This is a genomic window from Celeribacter sp., assembly GCF_048261515.1.
Lineage (GTDB): Bacteria > Pseudomonadota > Alphaproteobacteria > Rhodobacterales > Rhodobacteraceae > Celeribacter.
Genome location: NZ_JBLXFZ010000002.1, coordinates 197,760 through 219,073 on the forward strand (window position 1 = coordinate 197,760; position 21,314 = coordinate 219,073).

General features: G+C 59.3%; 18 protein-coding genes and 2 tRNA genes. 8 read left to right on the forward strand and 12 right to left on the reverse strand.

The features are described 5' to 3' along the window. Nucleotides 1-191 precede the first annotated feature (191 nt). From ACN0SC_RS05825 to ACN0SC_RS05840, 4 genes are all read right to left on the reverse strand, one after another. A complete protein-coding gene (locus tag ACN0SC_RS05825; RefSeq protein WP_417248720.1) occupies nt 192-2,474 on the reverse strand; it encodes a hypothetical protein in 2,283 nt (760 codons plus the stop codon). Nucleotides 2,475-2,685: 211 nt separating this feature from the next. Next, complete coding sequence (locus ACN0SC_RS05830) at nt 2,686-4,974, reverse strand: DUF6538 domain-containing protein (RefSeq protein WP_417248721.1); 2,289 nt, start codon at nt 4,972-4,974, stop codon at nt 2,686-2,688. 119 nt (nt 4,975-5,093) lie between these two features. Continuing rightward, nucleotides 5,094-5,168, reverse strand: a tRNA-Asn gene (locus tag ACN0SC_RS05835). Between the two features lie 92 nt (nt 5,169-5,260). Further along, a complete protein-coding gene (locus tag ACN0SC_RS05840; RefSeq protein ID WP_417248722.1) occupies nt 5,261-6,175 on the reverse strand; it encodes an MBL fold metallo-hydrolase in 915 nt (304 codons plus the stop codon). A 42-nt stretch (nt 6,176-6,217) separates the two neighbouring features. On the opposite strand from ACN0SC_RS05840, the gene ACN0SC_RS05845 reads away from it, so the two are divergent. After that, nucleotides 6,218-7,552 carry an ATP-binding protein gene (locus ACN0SC_RS05845; RefSeq protein WP_417248723.1) on the forward strand — a complete coding sequence of 445 codons (1,335 nt, stop codon included), beginning with the start codon at nt 6,218-6,220 and terminating at the stop codon, nt 7,550-7,552. A 44-nt stretch (nt 7,553-7,596) separates the two neighbouring features. Here the strand turns inward: ACN0SC_RS05845 and ACN0SC_RS05850 are convergent. Then, nucleotides 7,597-7,673, reverse strand: a tRNA-Ile gene (locus tag ACN0SC_RS05850). Nucleotides 7,674-7,910: 237 nt separating this feature from the next. Between ACN0SC_RS05850 and purM the strand changes: the two genes are divergently transcribed. The 3 genes from purM (at nt 7,911) to rnd (ending at nt 10,883) form a co-directional block, all read left to right on the forward strand. Continuing rightward, complete coding sequence (purM, locus tag ACN0SC_RS05855) at nt 7,911-8,981, forward strand: phosphoribosylformylglycinamidine cyclo-ligase (protein ID WP_417248724.1); 1,071 nt, start codon at nt 7,911-7,913, stop codon at nt 8,979-8,981. After that, nucleotides 8,978-9,565, forward strand: a complete 588-nt coding sequence (gene purN / locus ACN0SC_RS05860; protein ID WP_417248725.1) for a phosphoribosylglycinamide formyltransferase — start codon at nt 8,978-8,980, stop codon at nt 9,563-9,565. Before purM ends, purN begins: the two co-directional genes overlap by 4 nt. Before the next feature lie 160 nt (nt 9,566-9,725). Further along, nucleotides 9,726-10,883 (forward strand): ribonuclease D, encoded by a 1,158-nt coding sequence (gene rnd, locus ACN0SC_RS05865; RefSeq protein ID WP_417248726.1) that lies wholly within the window; start codon nt 9,726-9,728, stop codon nt 10,881-10,883. Between the two features lie 69 nt (nt 10,884-10,952). Here the strand turns inward: rnd and ACN0SC_RS05870 are convergent, their stop codons facing one another. The 3 genes from ACN0SC_RS05870 to mazG form a co-directional block, all read right to left on the reverse strand. Beyond that, a complete protein-coding gene (locus tag ACN0SC_RS05870; RefSeq protein ID WP_417248727.1) occupies nt 10,953-11,525 on the reverse strand; it encodes a GNAT family N-acetyltransferase in 573 nt (190 codons plus the stop codon). Between the two features lie 312 nt (nt 11,526-11,837). Continuing rightward, entirely contained in the window at nt 11,838-12,845 is a 1,008-nt protein-coding gene (locus tag ACN0SC_RS05875) for a Fe(3+) ABC transporter substrate-binding protein (protein ID WP_417248728.1), read from the reverse strand. A 136-nt stretch (nt 12,846-12,981) separates the two neighbouring features. Next, nucleotides 12,982-13,824 (reverse strand): nucleoside triphosphate pyrophosphohydrolase, encoded by an 843-nt coding sequence (gene mazG / locus ACN0SC_RS05880; RefSeq protein ID WP_417248729.1) that lies wholly within the window; start codon nt 13,822-13,824, stop codon nt 12,982-12,984. Between the two features lie 223 nt (nt 13,825-14,047). On the opposite strand from mazG, the gene cysS reads away from it, so the two are divergent. The 3 genes from cysS to ACN0SC_RS05895 are packed head-to-tail and all read left to right on the forward strand — an operon-like array spanning nt 14,048 to nt 17,865. Next, the gene (gene cysS / locus ACN0SC_RS05885) at nt 14,048-15,451 is read left to right on the forward strand and encodes a cysteine--tRNA ligase (protein ID WP_417248730.1); all 1,404 of its coding nucleotides are present in this window, start codon (nt 14,048-14,050) and stop codon (nt 15,449-15,451) included. Continuing rightward, nucleotides 15,448-17,082: a citramalate synthase gene (gene cimA, locus ACN0SC_RS05890; RefSeq protein ID WP_417248731.1), complete on the forward strand. Its 1,635-nt coding sequence runs from the start codon at nt 15,448-15,450 to the stop codon at nt 17,080-17,082. Before cysS ends, cimA begins: the two co-directional genes overlap by 4 nt. Before the next feature lie 3 nt (nt 17,083-17,085). Then, nucleotides 17,086-17,865 carry a squalene/phytoene synthase family protein gene (locus ACN0SC_RS05895; RefSeq protein WP_417248732.1) on the forward strand — a complete coding sequence of 260 codons (780 nt, stop codon included), beginning with the start codon at nt 17,086-17,088 and terminating at the stop codon, nt 17,863-17,865. On the opposite strand, the gene ACN0SC_RS05900 is transcribed toward ACN0SC_RS05895, so the two are convergent. Both ACN0SC_RS05900 and ACN0SC_RS05905 read right to left on the reverse strand, forming a co-directional pair. Then, nucleotides 17,838-18,071 carry a ribbon-helix-helix domain-containing protein gene (locus tag ACN0SC_RS05900; RefSeq protein ID WP_417248733.1) on the reverse strand — a complete coding sequence of 78 codons (234 nt, stop codon included), beginning with the start codon at nt 18,069-18,071 and terminating at the stop codon, nt 17,838-17,840. The two genes, ACN0SC_RS05895 and ACN0SC_RS05900, sit on opposite strands and share 28 nt — an antisense overlap. After that, complete coding sequence (locus ACN0SC_RS05905) at nt 18,068-18,280, reverse strand: DUF4169 family protein (protein ID WP_417248734.1); 213 nt, start codon at nt 18,278-18,280, stop codon at nt 18,068-18,070. Before ACN0SC_RS05905 ends, ACN0SC_RS05900 begins: the two co-directional genes overlap by 4 nt. 144 nt (nt 18,281-18,424) lie before the next feature. On the opposite strand from ACN0SC_RS05905, the gene ACN0SC_RS05910 reads away from it, so the two are divergent. Further along, nucleotides 18,425-19,015, forward strand: coding sequence for a hypothetical protein (locus ACN0SC_RS05910; protein WP_417248735.1), 591 nt, complete (start codon nt 18,425-18,427; stop codon nt 19,013-19,015). An 86-nt stretch (nt 19,016-19,101) separates the two neighbouring features. Here the strand turns inward: ACN0SC_RS05910 and fumC are convergent, their stop codons facing one another. Both fumC and ACN0SC_RS05920 read right to left on the reverse strand, forming a co-directional pair. Continuing rightward, a complete protein-coding gene (fumC, locus tag ACN0SC_RS05915; RefSeq protein WP_417248736.1) occupies nt 19,102-20,496 on the reverse strand; it encodes a class II fumarate hydratase in 1,395 nt (464 codons plus the stop codon). A 157-nt stretch (nt 20,497-20,653) separates the two neighbouring features. Beyond that, the gene (locus ACN0SC_RS05920; RefSeq protein WP_417248737.1) at nt 20,654-21,148 is read right to left on the reverse strand and encodes an SspB family protein; all 495 of its coding nucleotides are present in this window, start codon (nt 21,146-21,148) and stop codon (nt 20,654-20,656) included. Nucleotides 21,149-21,314: the final 166 nt, after the last annotated feature.

Here is a 21,314-nt window from a genome sequence, read left to right on the forward strand (position 1 = left end):
GGCATCAAATACTTAAGGCTCCCGAAGATTTCTCCGGGAGCTGTGGTACGGTATGCCAACTCAAGCAAAAGGAGGGAGACAAAGGTTGCATCATGACCGGCATTGGCCGAGCATGAGTTTGGATTATTTTGTTGTCGATATTCCCTAAAAAGATTTGAGTTTTTCAAGACGTTTGTCTTGAGGTCGGCGATCTAAATCATGCCAAGGCAGCTCTCTCGCCAGTCGCGGATCCGAGCAATGTGTATCCGTGCTGAAACTTCTGTCATGAAACTTTGCTCGCACAGTATCTGTTCGAGAGTCTCATCTGCGACCAACGTGCCGATCTCTGGATCGTCGCCGCGACTATGGGTGCCGAATGCCCGAAGGCAACGCCACAGGAAATGGGCGGCTTCGAAAACCTGCTTCGTCTCGCCTTCAAGAGCGGCCTCAAACCTGCGGGGCAGGGGGAAATGCGCGTTTTTCAGGCGCGCTCCGGTTTTGGGCATGGGCCCGATTTTCTCCGCGGGCAACACACCAGATTCAGCGATTTCGGCCACAGATCGCAAAGCGTCGAAGTTGTCGACGGCGCGGGCCCATTTTCGACGCAGATCCGCTCGGAGGGAGCGCTCATGGACCCAAGCCCATTCGCGATCAACCTGCCAAGGCTGCAGATCGTCTTTTGCCGCGATCTCCATCAGAACATCGACGGGATTGTGTGCTCTGGGGATCCCTGCATCGACAATTTTTGACTGCAGCGTTTTCCATCCGTGCGGCCATGCCCGACCGACCTGATCTGCGAGGCGCAACAGTTCATTTCGGTAGGCTTCCATGTCTTTGGGATGTTGGGCCAGCGTGCTGTCGATGATTTCGATCCATGGAATGTCCTCAACCGTCCCCGAGAAAACCGACTTGTCAGGGGCATGACGATATAAGGCACGAACGGCTATGAGTCTCGCGCGAATTCCATTTGCGCTGTAACCGGCTGCTGCCGCGTGTTCCGTCAGTTCAGATGCAAGGTGGTCGGAAAGCTCACCAGCTTTCAATGCAATGTCGGCGACGGGGGCAGGGGGAAGACCTGGTAGGCGATCTCGCAATCCATCAAGCACACGCAGGCCATTGACCACTACGGAAGTTTTTCCAATTTGTCTGGCCTGCTCAACAAAATTTTTTGCGATGCTTTCGTCGATGTCTTGGGGCTCAATATCGGGAGCAATTCTGCTTACAAATGTTGAAAGCCGCGCCAGTGCATATAGATCCTCTCCGCGCACTCCCATGTCCTTGGCTCTTTCACGCAGCATCGACCAAGGCGGCAAACGATCAGTGTGACGCAGGAAAGCCTTCAGTATAGACCGATATGCTTGCAGAGTGTCGTCACCAAGATGCGGGCAGCGATCACGAATGATAGACATTGCATCGTTGAGGGCAATTCTATTGTCGAGATTGATGCCGCTTTCAATCAGATGCCACAGCATCCGGCGCAGTGTTGCTATTTTCTTTTTCGGGATGTGTCGTTTCTTGGAATAATCTGCGAGTTCGGCCTCCATCCCATCTGGTAGAGTCAACGGCTGTCTGTTTGTCTTTCGGGGCTGTGGGTTTGCGAGCGCCGCGTATTTCTGGGGGCAACGGACGCGGTCAGAGGTAACATTTGCGGGCACCGACTTGGGGTTTGCAGCTCGTAGCAATGAGAGCAGGGTGCGAAGATACAAATCCGCAGTGACTGTCGCGACTTTTTCTTTCGCTGCGTCGTAGTATCGCGTTGCTTCGACAAAGCTTAGAGACCATCCAGGCTCGGGTCCGTTCTCGTCGAGCAACCCGATGTCGACCGCCAGCTCGAACGCTCGTCGTGCGACCGCGGCATGACCAACGGGTATCTGCGCAGAAGCGGCTGCCAGCGCGGCGGGCAACGCGATGCGATGTTTGTCGCCGTCGCGGTAATCTGGAAAGGGGCCAAACCTTTCCCTGCCAAGACACCCCGCAGCTGCAACGCGTGGGTCGTCTCTGAGACTGTCTAAGGTTGAACAGGAATTCCTAAAGGCGCTTCTCTTCGTCCTTCGGAGATCGCGATCAACGGTCAGAACCATCTCACGTGTTAGGTCACGCAGGGCGATCCCCGGGAAATATTCTTCCATCATTTTGCGGTTCACACCCGGGAGGCGACCTTCTCGGGCAAGCTGGTTCAAAAGGGTATAAGGATCTTGATTGGACCATGCACCGGCCAGTTTTGCGTGTCGCAAGAGGCTATCGCGGCAACGACCGTAGATTGCCGCATCCCCGAATTTTTCGGCGAGACATTTGTCTGGCTGCTCGGGAAACCACGTCGAGAATGTTGTTTCTGTTTTTAGCACGATCGGGTCGTGAAACGCCTCAGCTCCAATGACTGTATAGGCGAGGTCGAGAAACGCCAATATCGAAGTGTCATTGGGCGTGGGGACGGTGTCATTTTCGATCCGCACACGCAAATCGGCAAGGCTTAGCGGGGGTGTATACTGTTTCATTTCGGGAAGATGGTCTCACTTGCGAATATCAAAATATTTCTTTCGCGGCATGGGAGAAGAATTGGGTATTGGGGCTATGCGCCGCAGAGGAGTGGCGTGCCGCCCTTGTTTTCCTTGCCTATGAGTGCGGGAAATCGCGGCAACCGGTCAGCCCAAGCCGAACAACAGTTTGCGATCACCCGCACTCGCAGCTGATCACTGCAAGCTGGCTCTATCCCACCACCCGTAGATGTCGCTGAGGTTCTGTGTGGCCTGGTGCCATGTGATGGTCCTCAAATGGACGACGGATCATGCTGATATCGACGACAACAGATTTTATACGTTTTGCCAGCGTTTCGATCCCGAGGTTCTGCCCGTAAGAACGGTCACCTTCGTCCGTATAGGTGTGGCCCATCAGGCGACAACGAATGGCGTCCGATTTGTCGTCTGCCAGCAAGTCGTGATGGAAGGTTGTTCGCAGCGCATGGAAATCCAGACCTGGCCAGTAGCACTCGTTGTTACGGCGATAATATGCGAAGGCCTTGCTGAAATTCGCAGAAAATCTGCCCTTTTGCTTGCTGCGGTTGATGAAGGGGAAGAGCCGGATATGCCCCTGTTTCTTGCGCAGCGCGACCAGTTTCAGGAGGCCCAGATCGATCAATTGCGGGTGGATCGGCAAGGTCCGGGCGCTGCTGAGTGTCTTTACCCCGTTGATGATGGTGTGTTGAATCCGCAGGTAGGGAATGCCGTTGTCAGATCCGAAGTCCTCCGGCCCGAGCTGAAGGATCTCTTCCATACGCATCCCCTGGTGCCGCGCGATAAGCGGTGCCCAAAACAGCGGCTCCCCGATATCGTCGAGCGGTTCGTGGAAAATGCGGGACCCCCAAAGCGCATTTATCCGGTCGTCCCAGGCTTCCCGCTTGCGTTCGCCCTCGGTGCTCTTGAGCTCCTTCTCGTCCTTGTTGCTCCACGAGCAGATGCTGAACGGGTTTTGATCGATCAGTTGCATATCCATTAACATCTCACCGACAGCGCGGGCGACGCGCCCGTGTTTGATGAAGGTCGTGACCGAAATCCGGTCTTCCTTTCGATTCATGCGCATTTTGTCGATCAGTTCGGAACATGTTCCGTTTGCCTGGGCCGCAGCTATATCTTTTTCGAGCTGTGCCTGATCTGCATCCGCTTTTTCGATGATTTCGACGACATTGTATCTGTTGCGATCTTTTCCGGACTTGCTGTGGTTGGCCGGGAGGCGCCGGAGATATTCGAGAGCATCGTTGACGTCGTCGACATGGACTTCATCGACGGGGATGTCGCCGAGAACGGCTGGCCAGAAATCAAGCGCCAACCGGTGCTTGCCCTTGAGATCTTCGCAGAGGCGGTCATCGACCGGGGCCGCTTTCAGCCTCTCCGGGATTGGCTTTCGTTTCTGATGTTTGTTGAAGGGTGCCTTGTAGCCCCAGCTGCGCAGTTCGAAATAGAGTTCGAACGCCTCGACAACCGTGATCCCGCGCTGCTTTTCCAAGGCTGCGCGGGATGTATCGGAGAGTAATTTCCGGTCCACAAGGATGCGGGGCGGGCGCGCCGCGACACGTGCCTGCTGCCAGGTCTGCTCGTCATACCCTTCGGGAAGATCAAAGCCGGCGGGTATGATTGCCGGTGTCACACACGTCGAATACTTATGAGAGGAGACGCAGTCGGAGGGCTCATCAGCACCGATCGGATCATGTCGAGGGGCCGGTTCTACGGGCGCATGGACTTCGGGGCTGGCTTTGGATGTGATTGCGTCCGTTTTCGACGCGAATGATGCCGGGGCAGGCGCTGGAGGTTTCGCGATTGCTTGCGCGCTTGCGAATGCTGTCGGTTCAATAGTGTTACCACCAGAGGTGCTCCGAAATCTGGGCGGAGCTGTCTGCGTGTCGTTAACCGCACGGCGGAAAAACAGTGTTGGCTGCTCATAGATACCTTGCTGGCGGCGCGCGCGTTCGTGACTTACATCGAGCAGAACTTTTGTCGCCTCATAGGCCAGTGCAGACCAGTCTTCGTCGCCCTCGTTGACGTCTATGCCGAGATGCATGGCGACGTGTCGGAGCGGGCGTCGTGCGACCTCTCGATCGCCGAGATAGAGTGCCTGACGCAATGTCGTCTGCAGTGCCTCTTCGCGCCGCAGGTCAAGAGCGGCGGCCTCGGGGCTGCGGGGAGCGGCTACGGCGCGAGCGCGCTCGAAGGCTTCGATCTCGAACCGGGCGAGGCTTTCGAGCATCGTGACCTGAATATCGGGCGAAATTGCCATCACTGTCTCCGCGTCTGCGGCGAAGATCAGGTCGCTCATCTCGGTGAGGCGGCGGGCCAGGATCTTCGCGTCGCGGAGGATTTGGGTGCGCAGCGAAAAGCACAGAAAAACTTTTTTTGGCGGTGGCGAATTTTTTTCGTCCCGTAGGAACCGAGGCAGTCGTCTGCGCCAGTAGTAGCTGGCGCGGCGTATTTCGAGATGGGGCGGAAAGCTCCGATTCCGGGGCATGGACATGCCCTCCTGTGCACACGTTGTGCACCGCCGAGTGCACCCGAATGTGCACCTCGTCATCGAGTTCCGAAGGCGGAACTCAGAAATTAAATGATTTCAAGGGGTAGCTGATATTTTGGCTCCGGCGGTAGGGATCGAACCTACGACCAATTGATTAACAGTCAACTGCTCTACCGCTGAGCTACGCCGGAACACGGGGCGTATATAGCGGGGGCGATTTGGGGCCGCAAGAGGGATTTGCACGAAATCTTTGCAAAAATGACATGCGGGGTGATTTCTTGGGTTACGCCCGTGAAAATCGCGCCGATTGTGAAAGGTGCGGTGTCGCGGATATGCGTTTTTGTTCATATAGATCAATGAGATGAGCGAGCGTGTTGCGCGCAGCATAGGGCAGGGCGGGCGCGGGCAGGTCGCTGTAGATTGCACGGGTGAGCGTTGTGAGGTCGCACGGTCCCTTGGCCAGTTCTGCGAGAATTTGGGATTCGCGCATGGCGCGATGGTCCAGAAGTTCGCTGATACGCGCTTCTGGTGTGTCGATGGCATCGCCATGCGCGGGCATCAGGCGTGACGGGCCGAGCTGGCGCAGGAGAGTGAGGCTTTCACGATAGGTGCTGGCATCGCCATCGGGTGGGGAAATCAGGGACGTGGACCACCCCATAATCAGGTCGCCCGTAAAACACAGGCCTTCCCACAGGAAACTCAAATGCCCGCTCATATGCCCCGGTGTATGTAGCGCGGTGACGGGGCCTGCGGCGGTCTCCACCACCGCGCGGTCGGCAAGTTTGATATCTGGTGCGAATCCGTGATCCACGCCTTCGCCACCACCAAGGGCGTCTTCCTCGCGGGCAAGGCGCTGCATGATTTCGGTGCGGCCCGAGGTTGCGTCGCCAAAGGCCATGACAGGTGCATCAGTGAGTGCGGCGAGGGCGGGCACACCTGCGGAATGGTCTAGATGGGCATGGGTGACAAGGATGTGGCTGATCCGCGTGCCGTCGGGCAGGGCGGCCATGATGGCTTCGCGATGTGCGGCACTGTCGGGGCCAGGGTCAATCAAAACCCGATCCGCGCCCGTGCCGAGAATGAAGGTATTGGTTCCCCAATGGGTCATGGGCGAGGGGTTGGGGGCGATCACGCGGATCACACCTGTGGCCACCTCTCCTTGAGTGGCTGGGCGGGGAGATCGGAGCGGGTCGGTCATGTTTTCCTTTCCCTTCGGGCGCATGCAGGGCTACCAATAGCCATGTTCTTTCGTTGGCTCAAAAAATATTTGCCGCGCGGGCTCTATGGGCGGGCTGCCCTGATCCTGCTCGTGCCTGTTGTCGCGGTGCAGATCGTGGTCCTCGTCGCCTTTTCGCAGCGCTATTTCACCGATGTCACGCAGCAGCTGATGGCGGGGGTGACTTCGGAGGCGAAGCTCTATGTCCTTGCCGCTGAAGGTCTGGATGGTGATGCGGCGGACATTGTCATGGCCGATCTGGATACGCGGCTCAACATGATATCGCGATACGGGGAAGATGTGGCACCCGTGGCGGATGCGCGTGTCTGGTATGATTTTTCCGGTCAGGTCATCATGCGCGAGTTGGCCAAGGCCTTCGCAACGCTCGACGGGGTGGATCTGGCATCCGACATGCGGGCGGTGCGTTTTTCCGTTGCCTTGGAGGGCGGGCGGCTTGATCTCACCGTGCCGCGTGGGCGGGCGTCGGCGCGCAATCCCCACCAATTGCTCGTGCTGACGGTCTTCACGGGGATCGTGCTTACCTTGATTTCTATTGTGTTCCTACGCAACCAGTTGCGGCCCATTCGCCGTCTGGCGCGGGCGGCGGAGGCTTTCGGGCGCGGGGAGGTCACGGAATACCGTCTCGCAGGGGCGACGGAAGTGCGCTCTGCGGGCGCGGCGTTTCTCAATATGCGCTCACGGATTGAACGCCAGATCGAACAGCGCACATTGATGCTTTCGGGCGTATCGCACGACCTGCGCACACCTCTCACACGTATGCGGTTGTCATTGTCTCTTCTGGAGGCGGAGGGCGTGGCGGAGGATGAGATTGCCAACCTTCGCGCTGATCTGGACGAAATGGCGCGGTTGATCGACGAGTTTCTCGAATTCGTCCGTGAGGATGCTGCGGAGGAGAGTGTCGAGACGGATGTCATGGGGTTGATTGACGCCGCGGTGGCTCGGTTGGAACGCGCAGGTGGCGTGGTTGAGATTGGTGCACGTCCTGAGGAGCTTGTCGCCCTGCGCCTGCGCCCGACGGCACTTGCGCGCGCGCTCGACAATCTGCTGTCGAATGCCCTGCGGTATGGCAGCAAGGCGCGGGTGAGCCTCTTTGTCTATGAGAGGTCAGTGGTTCTGTCGATCGAGGATGACGGGCCGGGAATACCTCTTGAGGACCGCGAACGCGCGGCTCAGCCCTTCGTGCGACTCGATGCGGCGCGCAACCAGAACAAGGGATCGGGCGTGGGGCTTGGGCTTGCGATTGCCACCGATATCGTGCGTCGCCATGGCGGGTCATTGCGTCTGGGCGAGAGCGGGGATCTTGGCGGCTTGCGTGCCGATATGGTCTTGCCGCGCTAGGCCTTGGCGGGCAAGGACGCGTAGCGCGCGAAAGGGGGCGGAATTGGTAGGCCCGGCAGGACTTGAACCCGCAACCAAAGCGTTATGAGCGCTCTGCTCTAACCAATTGAGCTACAGGCCCGCCGCAGGTTGGTTATTCCGAGGGCGGCGGAGGGTCAAGAGGGAAGACGCGTGCGAAGTGTGACTGCGATGTCTGCCAAGGGCGTTTGTGGCAAACCGGCCAAAGAGGTCGGCATTTCGCTTGAACGTGGGCGGCGGGGCCAAGAGGCTTTTCTTTATCCCTGATTCCGCGTAATTGGTCGCGGACGCCATGAAACAGGCCTCGCGGGAGGCCGCCTAGACGCGGAGATTTCAGGACATGGGCAACTCGGACATCGGTCACACCAATGGCAAGCACGACGGGCTTACCTATGCCTCATCTGGCGTGGATATCGACGCGGGTAACGAACTGGTCGAGCGGATCAAGCCAGCGGCCAAGGCCACGGCACGCGCGGGCGTGATGGCGGGGCTTGGCGGCTTCGGCGCGATGTTCGACCTTAAAGGCGCGGGCTACGACGATCCCATTCTGGTTGCCGCCACCGACGGTGTGGGCACCAAGCTGCGGATTGCAATCGACACCGACAACGTGGCGACCGTGGGCATCGACCTCGTGGCCATGTGCGTCAACGATCTGGTCTGCCAAGGGGCCGAGCCGCTGTTCTTCCTCGACTATTTCGCAACGGGCAAGCTCAAGCTCGACAATGCCACCGCGATCATCGAAGGCATCGCCAAGGGTTGCGAACTTTCGGGCTGTGCGCTCATCGGCGGCGAGACGGCTGAAATGCCTGGCATGTATGAGGACGGAGATTTCGACCTCGCGGGTTTTGCTGTGGGCGCGATGGAACGCGGGCAGGACTTGCCGTCAGGCGTGCGCGACGGGGATGTGCTGCTGGGGCTTGCCTCCGACGGGGTGCATTCCAACGGCTATTCGCTGGTGCGCAAAACGGTCGAAGTGTCGGGCTATCGCTGGAGCGATATCGCCCCCTTTGCCGACGAGACGCTGGGTGAGGCGCTGCTTGCGCCGACGCGGCTCTACGTCAAACCTGTGCTCAAGGCGATCCGTGCGGGCGGTGTTCATGCGCTGGCCCATATCACGGGCGGCGGCCTGACCGAGAACCTGCCGCGCGTTCTTCCGCAGGGGCTTGGTGCGGATATCGACCTGACCGCGTGGAGCCTTCCTCCCGTGTTCAAATGGCTCACCGAGATGGCAAACCTGTCGCAAAGCGAGCTGCTCAAGACGTTCAACGCGGGCATCGGCATGGTCGCCGTGGTGGACGCGAGGCAGGCCGAAGCACTCACGGCACTTCTGGAGGCCGAGGGCGAAACGGTCGTCCAACTGGGCCGCATCACAACGGGTGGTGGCGTGACCTACGAGGGCGCCCTGTCGTGAAACGGGTCGCGATCCTGATTTCAGGGGGCGGCTCGAACATGGTCTCGCTGGCCAAATCAATGACCGGCGACCACCCCGCACGCCCCTGTCTTGTGCTCTCCAACCGTCCCGAGGCGGGAGGTCTGGCCAAGGCCGCTGACATGGGTATCCCCACGGCTGTGGTGGATCACACGGAATTCAAGGGCGACCGCGCTGCATTCGATGCCGCCGTGATCGCGGCTATCGACGCCCATGCGCCCGATGTTCTCGCGTTGGCGGGGTTCATGCGTATCCTGACGCCTGAATTCATCGCGCATTACGAGGGGCGTATTTTGAATATCCATCCCTCGCTCCTGCCCAAATACAAGGGGCTGCACACCCACGCCCGCGCCATTGAAGCGGGTGACAAGGAGGCGGGCTGTTCGGTCCATGAGGTCACTGCCGAACTCGACGGCGGGCCGATCCTCGCGCAGGCCCGCGTGCCGATCCTTGAGGGGGACACGCCAGAGGCGCTTGCCGCGCGTGTCCTGCCTAAAGAGCATGAAATTTATCCCGCAACGCTGCGCCGTTTTCTCGATGGCGACCGCTCTCGCGTCGATTATTGAGCGCACCGCATGGGTCAAAAGGCGGGCGAAAATCCCACGCTGCGCGGTGCTCCATACGCCGCGACGCGGCGCAGCCCTTTCCTTTTGTGGATAAACTCCCTAAAGAAGCGGGCAATGACGCGCGGGATGACCCCGCACCGCCTCTGATAAAAGACAAAATATGATCACAATTAAAACGACCGAGGGCCTTGCTGCCTTCTGCGACCGCGCCCGAAATCACCCTTACGTGACGGTCGATACCGAATTCCTTCGTGAACGGACCTATTATTCCAAACTCTGCCTCGTGCAACTCGCCGTTCCAGGTGACGCCGAGGAGGACGCCGTTCTGGTCGATCCGCTCGCCAAGGGCATTGACCTCGCGCCACTTTACGAACTTTTCCGCGACACCTCGGTGGTGAAGGTTTTCCACGCCGCACGTCAGGATCTGGAAATCTTCTACATTCAGGGCAATGTCATCCCCGAGCCTCTGTTCGACACGCAGGTGGCCGCTATGGTTTGTGGTTTTGGCGAGCAGGTGGGGTATGAAACTCTCGTGCGCAAGATCGCCAAGGAGAGCCTTGATAAGACCTCGCGCTTTACCGACTGGTCGCGCCGTCCGCTCACGCCTGCGCAAGAGACCTACGCTCTGGCCGATGTGACGCATTTGCGGGTGATCTATGAATTCCTCGCCGCCGAACTCAAACGAACGGGTCGCGAGAAATGGGTCGAGGAGGAGGAGGAAGTCCTTACGTCGCCAGAGACCTATGTGATCGAGCCCGAAAACGCATGGAAGCGGGTCAAGACGCGCACGAACAGCGGAAAATTTCTCGCCGCGGTCAAGGAATTGGCTGCCTTCCGTGAGGAATATGCCCAATCGCGCAATGTGCCGCGCAACCGTGTCTATAAGGATGATGCGCTGTTGGAACTGGCCTCGACCAAGCCTAAGACGGTGCAGGATCTGTCACGTTCGCGCCTGCTTTTGCGGGAGGCGCGCAAGGGGGAAATCGCCGAAGGTATCCTCGCCGCCGTGGCGCGCGCTGCGAACTATGCGCCTTCCGAAATGCCTATTCCCGACACCAGCCGTGAGAAGTTGCAGGTCAATCCTGCGCTTGCCGACATGCTGCGTGTTCTGCTCAAGGCTAAATCGGACACCTACAATGTCGCGGCGAAGATGATTGCGACGGCCTCCGATCTCGACCTGATTGCGGCGGGTCAACGCGAAGTTGCCGCACTCAGAGGCTGGCGCGCCGAGGTTTTCGGCGACGATGCGCTGCGCCTGTGTAACGGTGAGGTTGGTCTCGCTGTGAAGGGTCAAAAAGTGGACGTCATCACGCTTTAAGCGCGGCTCCGAGACCGAGAATTTGCCCCTGCGCCGTGGTTCATGGCGCAGGGGTTTTTCGTGGCGCGCCTATACCACTGCTGCCTCAACCTGAGTACGGACATCGGTTTCCGCCTCATCAAGCGCGAGGTTGAACCGTTTTCCGGTCATTGGCAGCGGCGTGAACCCGCAGGCGATGTAGGCGCTCTGCGCGGCGGTGTTGCTGTCTGACGTGCCGACGGTCAGGCGGGCGCAGCCATGGGTGCGTGCGGCCTCGATGCTGGCGTTGATGAGGGCGCGACCCACGCCCGTTCCGCGATGTTCGGGGCGCACGAAAAGGTGGTGCAGGTCCATCACCCGTTGCCCGAATTGCAAGCGCATCCCGCCTGTAAGGCCCGCGTAACCCACGACAATGCCGTTCCGTTCCGCCACCAGAAGGCGCAACCACGGCATGTCCGCCTTGAGCAGATGCACAAGCGCGGGCAGGTCGAGCGTTGCCGCATCGCCGTGGTGTTCGGCCAGCGCGCGGATCATGTCCAGAAGGGCGGTTTTATCTGCCCATTGGGCTGGGCGCACGGTGGCGGAGTTACCCGCCTTGTTTGTGGCGGGTGTTGTGGTGTTGATCGGGGTCGGCGCTGTGAGCGCTTGAGGGTGGGCTGTCATTTGTCTGTCTCCTGTTTCGCGCGCCACGAGGAGACATTTGATCATTAAAAAAGCCGCCCCGAGGCGGCCTTTCGTGTTTCCATGACTAACGGGCCGCTCTCTATGTGAGATCGGTCCAATAAAACGTGGTCATGGCAGTTGCGTGTTTCATACGCACGAACATGACGGGCGATTCACGATCTGTCAATCGGTGAATTTCGCGAGTTCCAAGCGATTAGCATCTGCCATGAAAAACCGCCCCCGACCAAGGTCGGAGGCGGCGCGCAACCGTTGTCATCCTAAGCAACGGGTGTCTCTCAACGCGAGGGGGCGTTACTGGTCGTAGTCAACCTCTTCGGTCAGGCGCAGGGCCGTGCCACGTTCGGCCGCGATTTCCATCAGATTCAGCCCGTCAGCCTCGAATGTGCCCCAGCCCGCGACGAGGTCGATGGCTTTGGTGCCTGGCGCGATCGGGTATTCGTAGTTGGCTTCCGCGTAAATTTCCTGCGCATTGGGGGAAGTCAAAAACTCAATGAATTGCGTGGCTTCGTCAACGTTCTTCGAGGCTTTTGTGAGGGATACGCCAGAGATGTTCACGTGGGTGCCGCCACCTTCGAACACGGGGAATTCAAGGCGCACGGCGTTGGCCCATTCGGCCTGCTCTTCGTCCTGAAGCATCTTGCCCATGTAGTAGGTGTTGCCCAGCGAAATGTCGCATTCGCCCGCCCAGATCGCTTTAACCTGCGCGCGGTCGTTGCCTTGGGGCTTGCGTGCGAGGTTGTCTTTGAGGCCCGTAAGCCATTCTTTCGCGGCTTCTTCACCGTGGTGCTTGATGTAGGCGGAGGTCAGGCCGAGCATGTAGACATGGGTGCCCGAACGGGTGCAGATGCGGCCTTTCCACTTCGGATCGGCGAGATCTTCGTAAGTGGTGATTTCGCCATCTGCGACGCGCTCTTTCGATGCGTAGACAACGCGGGCGCGGGTGGTGAGACCCCACCAGTGGCCGTCGGGGTCGTGGAATTCGGCAGGCACGTTCTTTTCAAGGGTTTCGGTGCGGATCGGTTGGGTTACGCCTGCGTCCACAGCTTCAGCCAGACGGGAAATGTCCACGGTCAGGATCACATCTGCGGGGGAGCGGTCTCCTTCGGCGACGAGGCGCTCGGTGATCCCTGAATCGAGATAGGCCACGTTCACGGCAATACCTGTTGCCTCGGTGAAAGCGTCGGTGAGCGGCGCGATCAGTTCGGGCTGACGGTAGGAGTAGACGTTGACATCAGCCAGCGCAGGCGCGGCGACGGCCAGCGTGGCGGCGGTGGCGAGAAGTTGTTTGGCGAGTTTCATGGAATAGCCTCCTGTTCGTTTGAGGCGTTTTAATCCGAGTGATTTTGTCGGGTCAATAGCTGATTAAAAAAATCAGGAATTGAATTGTCATAGTTTTTTGCCGGCGTACCCAACTCATACGCGGGGGCAAGCGAGGCTAGAGTTTCCCCGCCTTGTCCTCTTCCTTCACTTCATCCCAGAGCGCGTCCATCTCGGTCAGATCGCTGTCAGTCGGCGCTTTGCCCATTTTCTTAAGGCGATCCTCTACCGCATTGAAGCGGCGTGTGAATTTAGCGTTGGCAGCGCGCAAGGATTCCTCGGCATCCACGCCCATATGGCGGCCAAGGTTAACCATGACAAACATCAGGTCGCCGAATTCCTCGAAGACTTCTGCCTGCGTGAGCGTGTCGCGGGCCTCTTCCAATTCGGCGGCTTCCTCGCGGATTTTGTCGAGGACATGGGAGGCATCGGGCCAGTCGAATCCGACCCTTGCGGCGCGCTTTTGCAATTTCTGCGCCCGCATGAGGGCGGGCAACCCCATGGCCACACCGTCAAGCACGCGTGTCTCGCCGCGCCGTTCGCGTTCGGCGGCTTTGACCTTTTCCCAGTCGCGGGTCTGTTGCTCGGAGGATTTCTCGTTGCTCTCGGAGCCGAAGACATGGGGGTGGCGTTCGATCATTTTCTCGGAAATGGTCGCGGCCACATCGTGAAAATCGAACAATCCCTTGTCGGCGGCAATCTGGGCCTGAAACACCGACTGGAACAACAAATCGCCCAATTCGGATTTCAAATCCTCCATATCGCCCCGCGCAATCGCGTCATCGACCTCATAGGCCTCCTCGATGGTGTAGGGGGAGATCGTCGAGAAATCCTGCTCGATATCCCACGGGCACCCCGTTTCGGGGTCACGCAGGCGGCGCATGATTTCGAGCAGTTTCCCGATCCCTTCGGGGAGATCGTGGATCGGATCGCGGTTCGGGCGAGGCGCTGTGTTTGTCACGGGCGGAGGGCCTTTTGCTTTGGGCATTCTGTCGCGGCAAGGGTGGCCTTTGCACGAAGGGCTATGCAAGGGCTAAATCGCGCTTTATGGTGCGACCCATGACCAACCGTTGCGCCATCATTATTTGCTGCATTATCCGCTGACATCTGTCGCGCGGGTTCGGTCTCTTTTCTCTGACAAGTGAAGCTGATAAAGCCCGCGGGGACACGCCCGAGGAACATTCATGACGACGATCAAGCTCACCAATTCGAAGACCCGCCGCAAGGAGGTTTTCACTCCCATCGATCCCGACAATGTGCGCATGTATGTCTGCGGACCCACGGTCTATGACCGCGCCCATATCGGCAACGCGCGGCCTGTGATTGTGTTCGACGTGCTCTATCGGCTTCTGCGCCATGTTTATGGCGAGGATCACGTGACCTACGTGCGCAATTTCACCGACGTGGATGACAAGATCAACGCGCGGGCGGCGGAGAGCGGGCGGTCGATCCGCGAGATTACCGACGAGACAACGCAATGGTATCTTGAAGACATGCGTGCGGTCGGGGCGCTTGATCCGAATTTCATGCCGCGGGCCACGCAATATATCCCGCAGATGATCTCGATGATCGAAGGGCTGATCGAGAAAGGACATGCCTACGCCGCCGAGGGGCATGTGCTTTTCGCCGTGGAAAGTTACAAAGCCTACGGCGCTCTTTCGGGCCGCACCATCGATGACATGATCGCGGGCGCACGGGTCGAAGTCGCACCCTACAAACGCAACCCGATGGATTTCGTGCTGTGGAAACCGTCCTCCGACGACCTTCCTGGCTGGGACAGTCCTTGGGGGCGGGGGCGTCCGGGCTGGCATATCGAATGCTCCGCCATGGCCAAAGACCGGCTGGGCGAAACCTTCGACATTCACGGCGGCGGCAACGACCTGATGTTTCCGCACCACGAGAACGAGATCGCCCAAAGCTGCTGCGCGTCCGGATGCGAGGACGGGCAGGGGTTTGCGAATTACTGGCTCCACAACGAGATGTTGCAGGTTGAGGGGAAGAAGATGTCCAAGAGCTTGGGCAATTTCTTCACTGTGCGGAATTTGCTCGATGGCCATGATGGCCAAGCCCCCGTGCCGGGTGAAGTGATCCGCTTTGTGTTCCTCTCCACGCACTATCGCAAGCCGATGGATTGGACTGCGGAGAAGGCTCAGCGGGCTCTCGCTGAACTTGGAAAATGGCATAAAATGCGCGGGGAAAATGTCGCGTCGGATAATGTTCCTACCGAGGTCCTCGACGCAGTTGCAGACGATTTAAACACTCCGCGAGCAATTTCAGAATTGCGCCGACTTGCTAATGCTGGGGATATTTCGGGGTTGCTTGCGGGGCTTGATTTCCTAGGTCTGAATACTGTGAGCGTAGACATGTGGAACGAGATACTCGAATCTGAAAAAGAAGAGCTTTCAGAACTTGCCGACCAACTCGCCGCCCTCCGCGCCACCGCAATGGAAACCAAAGACTTCTCCGCTGTGGACGCTCTGAAAACCGCACTCATCGACGCAGGTGTCGAGGTGCGTATGTCCAAGACGGGCGTTGATCTTGACGCGGGGCCGAATTTCGACGCTTCCAAACTGGAGGGTCTGCTGTGACTTCCTCCAAAGACCGCCTTTACCTCTTCGACACCACCCTGCGCGACGGGCAGCAGACGCAGGGCGTGCAATTCTCCTCCGACGAAAAGCACCGGATTGCCTCCGCCCTCGACGCGCTCGGCATCGACTATATCGAGGGTGGCTGGCCTGGCGCGAACCCGACCGATACCGAGTTTTTCAACGCCCCACCCAAAACCCGCGCGACCTTCCTCGCCTTTGGTATGACCAAGCGGGCAGGGCGCTCGGCGGAGAATGACGAGGTGCTGGCAGGGGTGCTCAATGCGGGGACCAAATCCGTCTGCCTCGTGGGCAAGACCCATGATTTCCACGTCACCACCGCGCTCGGCATCACGCTCGACGAGAACCTCGATAACATCGCGCGGAGTTTCGATTACATCGTGGCGCAGGGGCGCGAGGCGCTGTTTGACGCCGAGCATTTCTTCGACGGGTACAAGGCCAATCCCGATTACGCGCTCAAATGCCTCCACGCCGCCTATGACGCGGGCGCGCGTTGGATCGTGCTGTGCGACACCAACGGCGGGACGCTGCCTGACGAGATCTACGAGATCACGAGAACTGTCATCGAAAGCGGCATTTCGGGCGACCGCCTTGGCATTCACACCCATGACGACACGGGCAACGCCGTGGCCAATTCTCTGGCCGCCGTCAACGCAGGTGCGCGTCAGGTGCAAGGCACGCTCAACGGTTTGGGTGAGCGGTGCGGCAATGCCAATCTGACAACGCTGATCCCGACGCTTCTGCTCAAGGAACCCTATGCCTCCACTTTCGAGACGGGCGTGAGCCGTGAGGCGCTTTCGGGGTTGGTGCAGACATCGCGGATGCTCGACGACATTCTCAACCGCGTGCCGCAACGCGCCGCGCCTTATGTTGGGGCCTCGGCCTTTGCGCATAAAGCGGGGCTTCACGCCTCCGCGATCCTCAAAGACCCCACGACCTACGAACACATTGCGCCCGAAGTGGTCGGCAACACGCGGATCGTGCCGATGTCCAATCAGGCGGGCACGTCGAACCTGCGGTCGAGACTGGCCGATATGGGGCTGGACGTGGCCGATAAGGAGGCCCTGTCGCGCATTCTCGATCGCATCAAACTGCGCGAGAGCGAGGGCTATTCCTACGACACGGCGCAGGCGTCTTTCGAATTGGAAGCGCGCCGCGAAACGGGCCAGATGCCCGAATTCTTCGAGGTCGAACGCTACCGCGCCACGATCGAGCGCCGCCGCGATGCGCGTGGCAGGATGAGCCATCTGTCGGAAGCCACGGTTGTTGTCTCCATCGAGGGAGAACGGCACCTGTCGGTTTCGGAAGGCATCATGGAGGACGGCTCTGACGGTGGTCCCGTCAACGCCCTGTCCAAGGCGCTGGCCAAGGATCTCGGCCCCTATCAGCACTATATCGAGGACATCGAACTGGTGGACTACAAGGTGCGTATCACCCAAGGGGGCACCGAAGCCCGCACCCGTGTCATTATCGACCATGAGGATGGACAGGGGCGGAGATGGTCCACTGTGGGTGTGTCGTCGAACATTATCGATGCCAGTTTCGAGGCACTGCTCGACGCGATCCTGTGGAAACTGGTGCGCGACGGGGCGACAGCCCTCGGGGCGGAGTAACCCATGTCTGTGCAAGCCTGCGCCGAGATGGTGCAACGGATGGACGAGGACCGTTTCCGCGCGACGATGGCCGCGCCTGTGCCCGCACGTGAGGTGCTTTTCCCGATCCATGCCTTCTGTCTGGAGGTCGCGAAAGCGCCGTGGGTGACGAAGGAAAGCATGATCGCGGAGATGCGTTTGCAGTTCTGGCGAGATGTTCTGACGGAAATTCAAGAGGGCAAGACCGCAAGGGCCCATGAGGTCGCGGCCCCTTTGCATGGTGTGCTGGACGGGGCGGCGGCGGCGGCGCTTGATGAGAGCGTGACCGCACGGCAGTGGGATATCTACCGCGATCCGCATGAGGATGATGTCGCGTTCAAACGCTATCTCCATGCCACCTATGCCATCCCGATGCATGTCGCCGCGCGCCTGCTCGGTGCGGATGAACGCCACGCCAAGGCGCTTAACCGATTGGGGCTTGCTGGTGCGGTCGGGCGGTATCTCGCGGCCATTCCAGCCTTGCAGGATGCGGGGCGTATTCCGCTGGTGGATGGGCGTCCCGAGGCGGTTCAGGCACTGGCGAAAGAGGCGTTGGATCAAGGACGATGGGGCGCGCAAAACCTGCGTGGCCTGTCGAAAGAAGCCCGCGCTCCGATGATCGACGCCATGATGCAATTGCCCGTTTTGCGGCAGGCCGCGCGTGATCCTGCCGCGGTGCTGGATGGGCGACTGGGGCAGGGCGCGTTCAAGAAATCCCTTCGGCTCGCGGGCGTTTCTCAGCTGCGCTCTTGGGCGATTTTCTGATAGTAATCCAAGACGTAGACGCGGATCGCAGAGGCCAGACCCGCATCCACTCCGCGCCCCTCGTCGATCTCGGCGGCCAGCACGTTGATCGGTTTGCCCTGTGCTTGCGCAATGTCGCGGAAGGCGCGCCAGAAGGGGTCTTCGAGCGACACTGATGTGCGGTGGCCACGTAGGGTGAGGGAGCGTTTGACAGGCCGCGCGTTCATTCCTCGGACGCCCCGTCTGCATCGATTACACTCTCGTTGTCTCGTTTCGCGCCGTCGAGGGTCGCCTTGGCGCGTTCCGCGTCGAAGGCTTCAACCGTCCTTTGCGCCTTGCTGCGCCCGAAGCGCACGGCGTTTTCCTCACCGCTCGCGCGTTTCTCGCGGCGGGCCTTTTCTTTGCGGAACTGGCGCAGATTTGTGACCTTGCTCATAAGGCAAGCCTAACGCAGCAGGCGGGTCTGATGCCACAAGAAACCATAGGAGCGTCACAATCCTGCCGTTTTATCAGGGCATCCGTTTGGCTCGTGTTAACTATGAGCGTGCCTCTGGGCCGCATGATACCGAAAGCCAGTGCTATGAAAATCCGTTGGACATACGCCTCGAAAGCCGCCGCGCTTGCCTTTGCCGCCCTTGGTGCGACCATGAGCGCCGCGCCCGCCCATGCGCTGACGGTGGATTTCACCATCGATGCAACGGCAACCCCAGGCTGGTCGCCGACGGACGGGCTCGATACTGGCATCTATCTGCCCTACGGCAGCGAGTTTTCGATTGCCGTCGATCCCGATGCCCTGTGGTCCTTTGGTGGTGGCCTGATCTCGACCAACGCCGATGGCGATCCGCTTCTGACCTATTCCAATAACGGTCTTACGGCGGGTACAGGCACACTTGTGGGCCGTGTTGGTGGCTCTTCCTATTTCTCCATCGGCACCTCCTATTCGGGCACCGCACAGTCGGATGGCAACCTTTTCCTCTTCGCTTGGGATGGCACGCCGATCGACAACTCGGGCGAACTCACTGTCTATGTCGGTGACAGCCTGACCGTGCCCAATATTCCCACAACGCCACTTCCCGCGACCGCGTTGATGCTGGCGGGCGCTTTGGGTCTTGGCGCTTTGGGGACACGCCGCAAGCGCGGAGCGGGCACGCAGTCCGCCGCTATGGCGTAGAAACCTCCGACAGATCATTACGAAAAAGGGCGCCCGTTGAGGCGCCCTTTCTTCATCTGTTTTCAAATATCCAAATCCGCGACGGATCAGTCTTTGGGACCGATCATTTTCTCGGGACGGACCACCTCGTCGAAGGTCTTTTCATCGACAAAGCCGAGTGCGATGGCCTCTTCTTTCAGGGTGGTGCCGTTCTTGTGCGCGGTCTTGGCAACTTTGGTGGCGTTGTCGTAGCCGATGGTCGGTGCCAGCGCGGTCACAAGCATCAGGCTTTCGTGCAGCAGTTTCTCGATGCGCGGCTCGTTGGCTTTGATGCCCACCACCATATTGTCGGTAAACGCCGAGGCGCTATCTCCCAGAAGCTGCATGGATTGCAACACGTTATAGGACATCATCGGGTTGTAGACGTTCAACTCGAAGTGCCCTTGTGAGCCAGCAAAACCCACGGCGGCGTCATTGCCCATGACATGCGCGCAGACCATTGTGAGGGCTTCGGCCTGTGTCGGGTTTACTTTGCCCGGCATGATCGACGACCCCGGCTCGTTTTCGGGCAGGATCAATTCGCCCAGACCACAGCGCGGCCCAGAGCCAAGCAGGCGGATGTCGTTGGCGATCTTGAACAGCGATGCGGCGACGGTTTTCAGAGCGCCGGAGAATTGCACCATCGCGTCATGGGCGGCCAGTGCCTCGAACTTGTTGGGCGCGGTTACGAAGGGCAGGTCGGTGATCTCGGCCATATTGGCGGCGACCTTCTCGGCCCAGCCTTTCTTCGTGTTCAGACCCGTGCCGACGGCAGTGCCGCCCTGTGCAAGTTCGTAGATGTCGCCAAGGTTGGCTTCCACGCGCTCGATGCCCTTGCGAACCTGATGGGCGTAGCCACCGAACTCCTGACCCAGCGTGAGCGGGGTGGCGTCCTGCGTATGGGTGCGGCCGATCTTGATGATGTCCTTGAAGGCTTCGGACTTCTTCTCCAGCTCAGCGGCCAGTTTGTTCAGACCAGGCAGCAGAACGTCACGGGCCTGCATCGCAATGGCCACATGCATGGCCGTGGGGAAGGTGTCGTTGGACGACTGACCCATGTTGCAATGGTCGTTGGGGTGGACGGGAGATTTCGATCCCATCTCGCCGCCAAGCATTTCAATCGCGCGGTTGGAGATCACCTCGTTGGCGTTCATGTTGGACTGGGTGCCAGACCCCGTTTGCCAGACCACGAGCGGGAAGTTGTCGTCGAATTTGCCTTCGATGACTTCGCCTGCCGCTGCGATTACCGCATCGGCAATCTCGGCTTCCATATTGCCCATTTCCTTGTTGGCCATGGCGCAGGCCTTTTTGATCACACCGAGCGCACGGATGATCGGAACGGGTTGGCGTTCCCAGCCGATAGGGAAGTTAATGATCGACCGCTGGGTCTGCGCGCCCCAGTATTTGTCGGCAGGAACTTCAAGCGGGCCGAAACTGTCGGTTTCAGTGCGGGTCTGGGTCATCGGGGCTCTCTCCCTTGATGGATATCACTGTCGGGCATGGCTATACGCGCTCGCGCAGGGCAAGGCAATGTATACAGGCGCATACAGGGTGTGTTGTTTGCGCTAAACCTGTGGATTAAGGGAGAAAATCGCCAACGCGGGGCATAGAGCCGCCGCGCTATTTACGGAACTTGTCCAACGAAACGATTTCCGCCTCTTTCGGCGCGTCATCCTTGGGCGTGTCGTCATCACCCTTGGCGGAGAAATCTGGGGTGATCTCTTCGGCCTCTTCGAGATCGTCACCGTCTTCGTCTTCGACTTCCTGCGTCTCAAACCGAAGTCCGAACTCGACAGATGGATCAACAAAGGTGCGGATCGCGTCGTAGGGGATGTAGAGCGGTTCGGGATTGTCGCCGAAATTCAACGTGATAGCGAAGCCGTCATCGGTCACGGTGAGGTTGTCGAACCAATGCTGGATCACCACCGTCATTTCTTCGGGATAGCGATCAGAAAGCCAGTCGGCCAGCTCCACGTCGGGATGCATCGTGTCAAAGGTGATGAAAAAATGGTGCTCGCCCGGAAGACCGTCGCTTTGAACGCCTTCCAGCACTTTGCGGATCAAGCCCCGCATCGCATCATGCATCAGATTGCCGTAGTCGATGCTTTTCGCCATCGCGTGCATCCTTTCGTTGTCGACCCCCTTACCATAGGGGATTCTGTTTCGATGAAAAGAGGCTTACGGCAATAAGGGATTAGAGGCGCGGGGAAAAGGTGGCGTGGATGCTTCGTGCGGACAGGCCGAAAACCCGTGTCGGCTATCCGTCGGACATCTGTCGGGC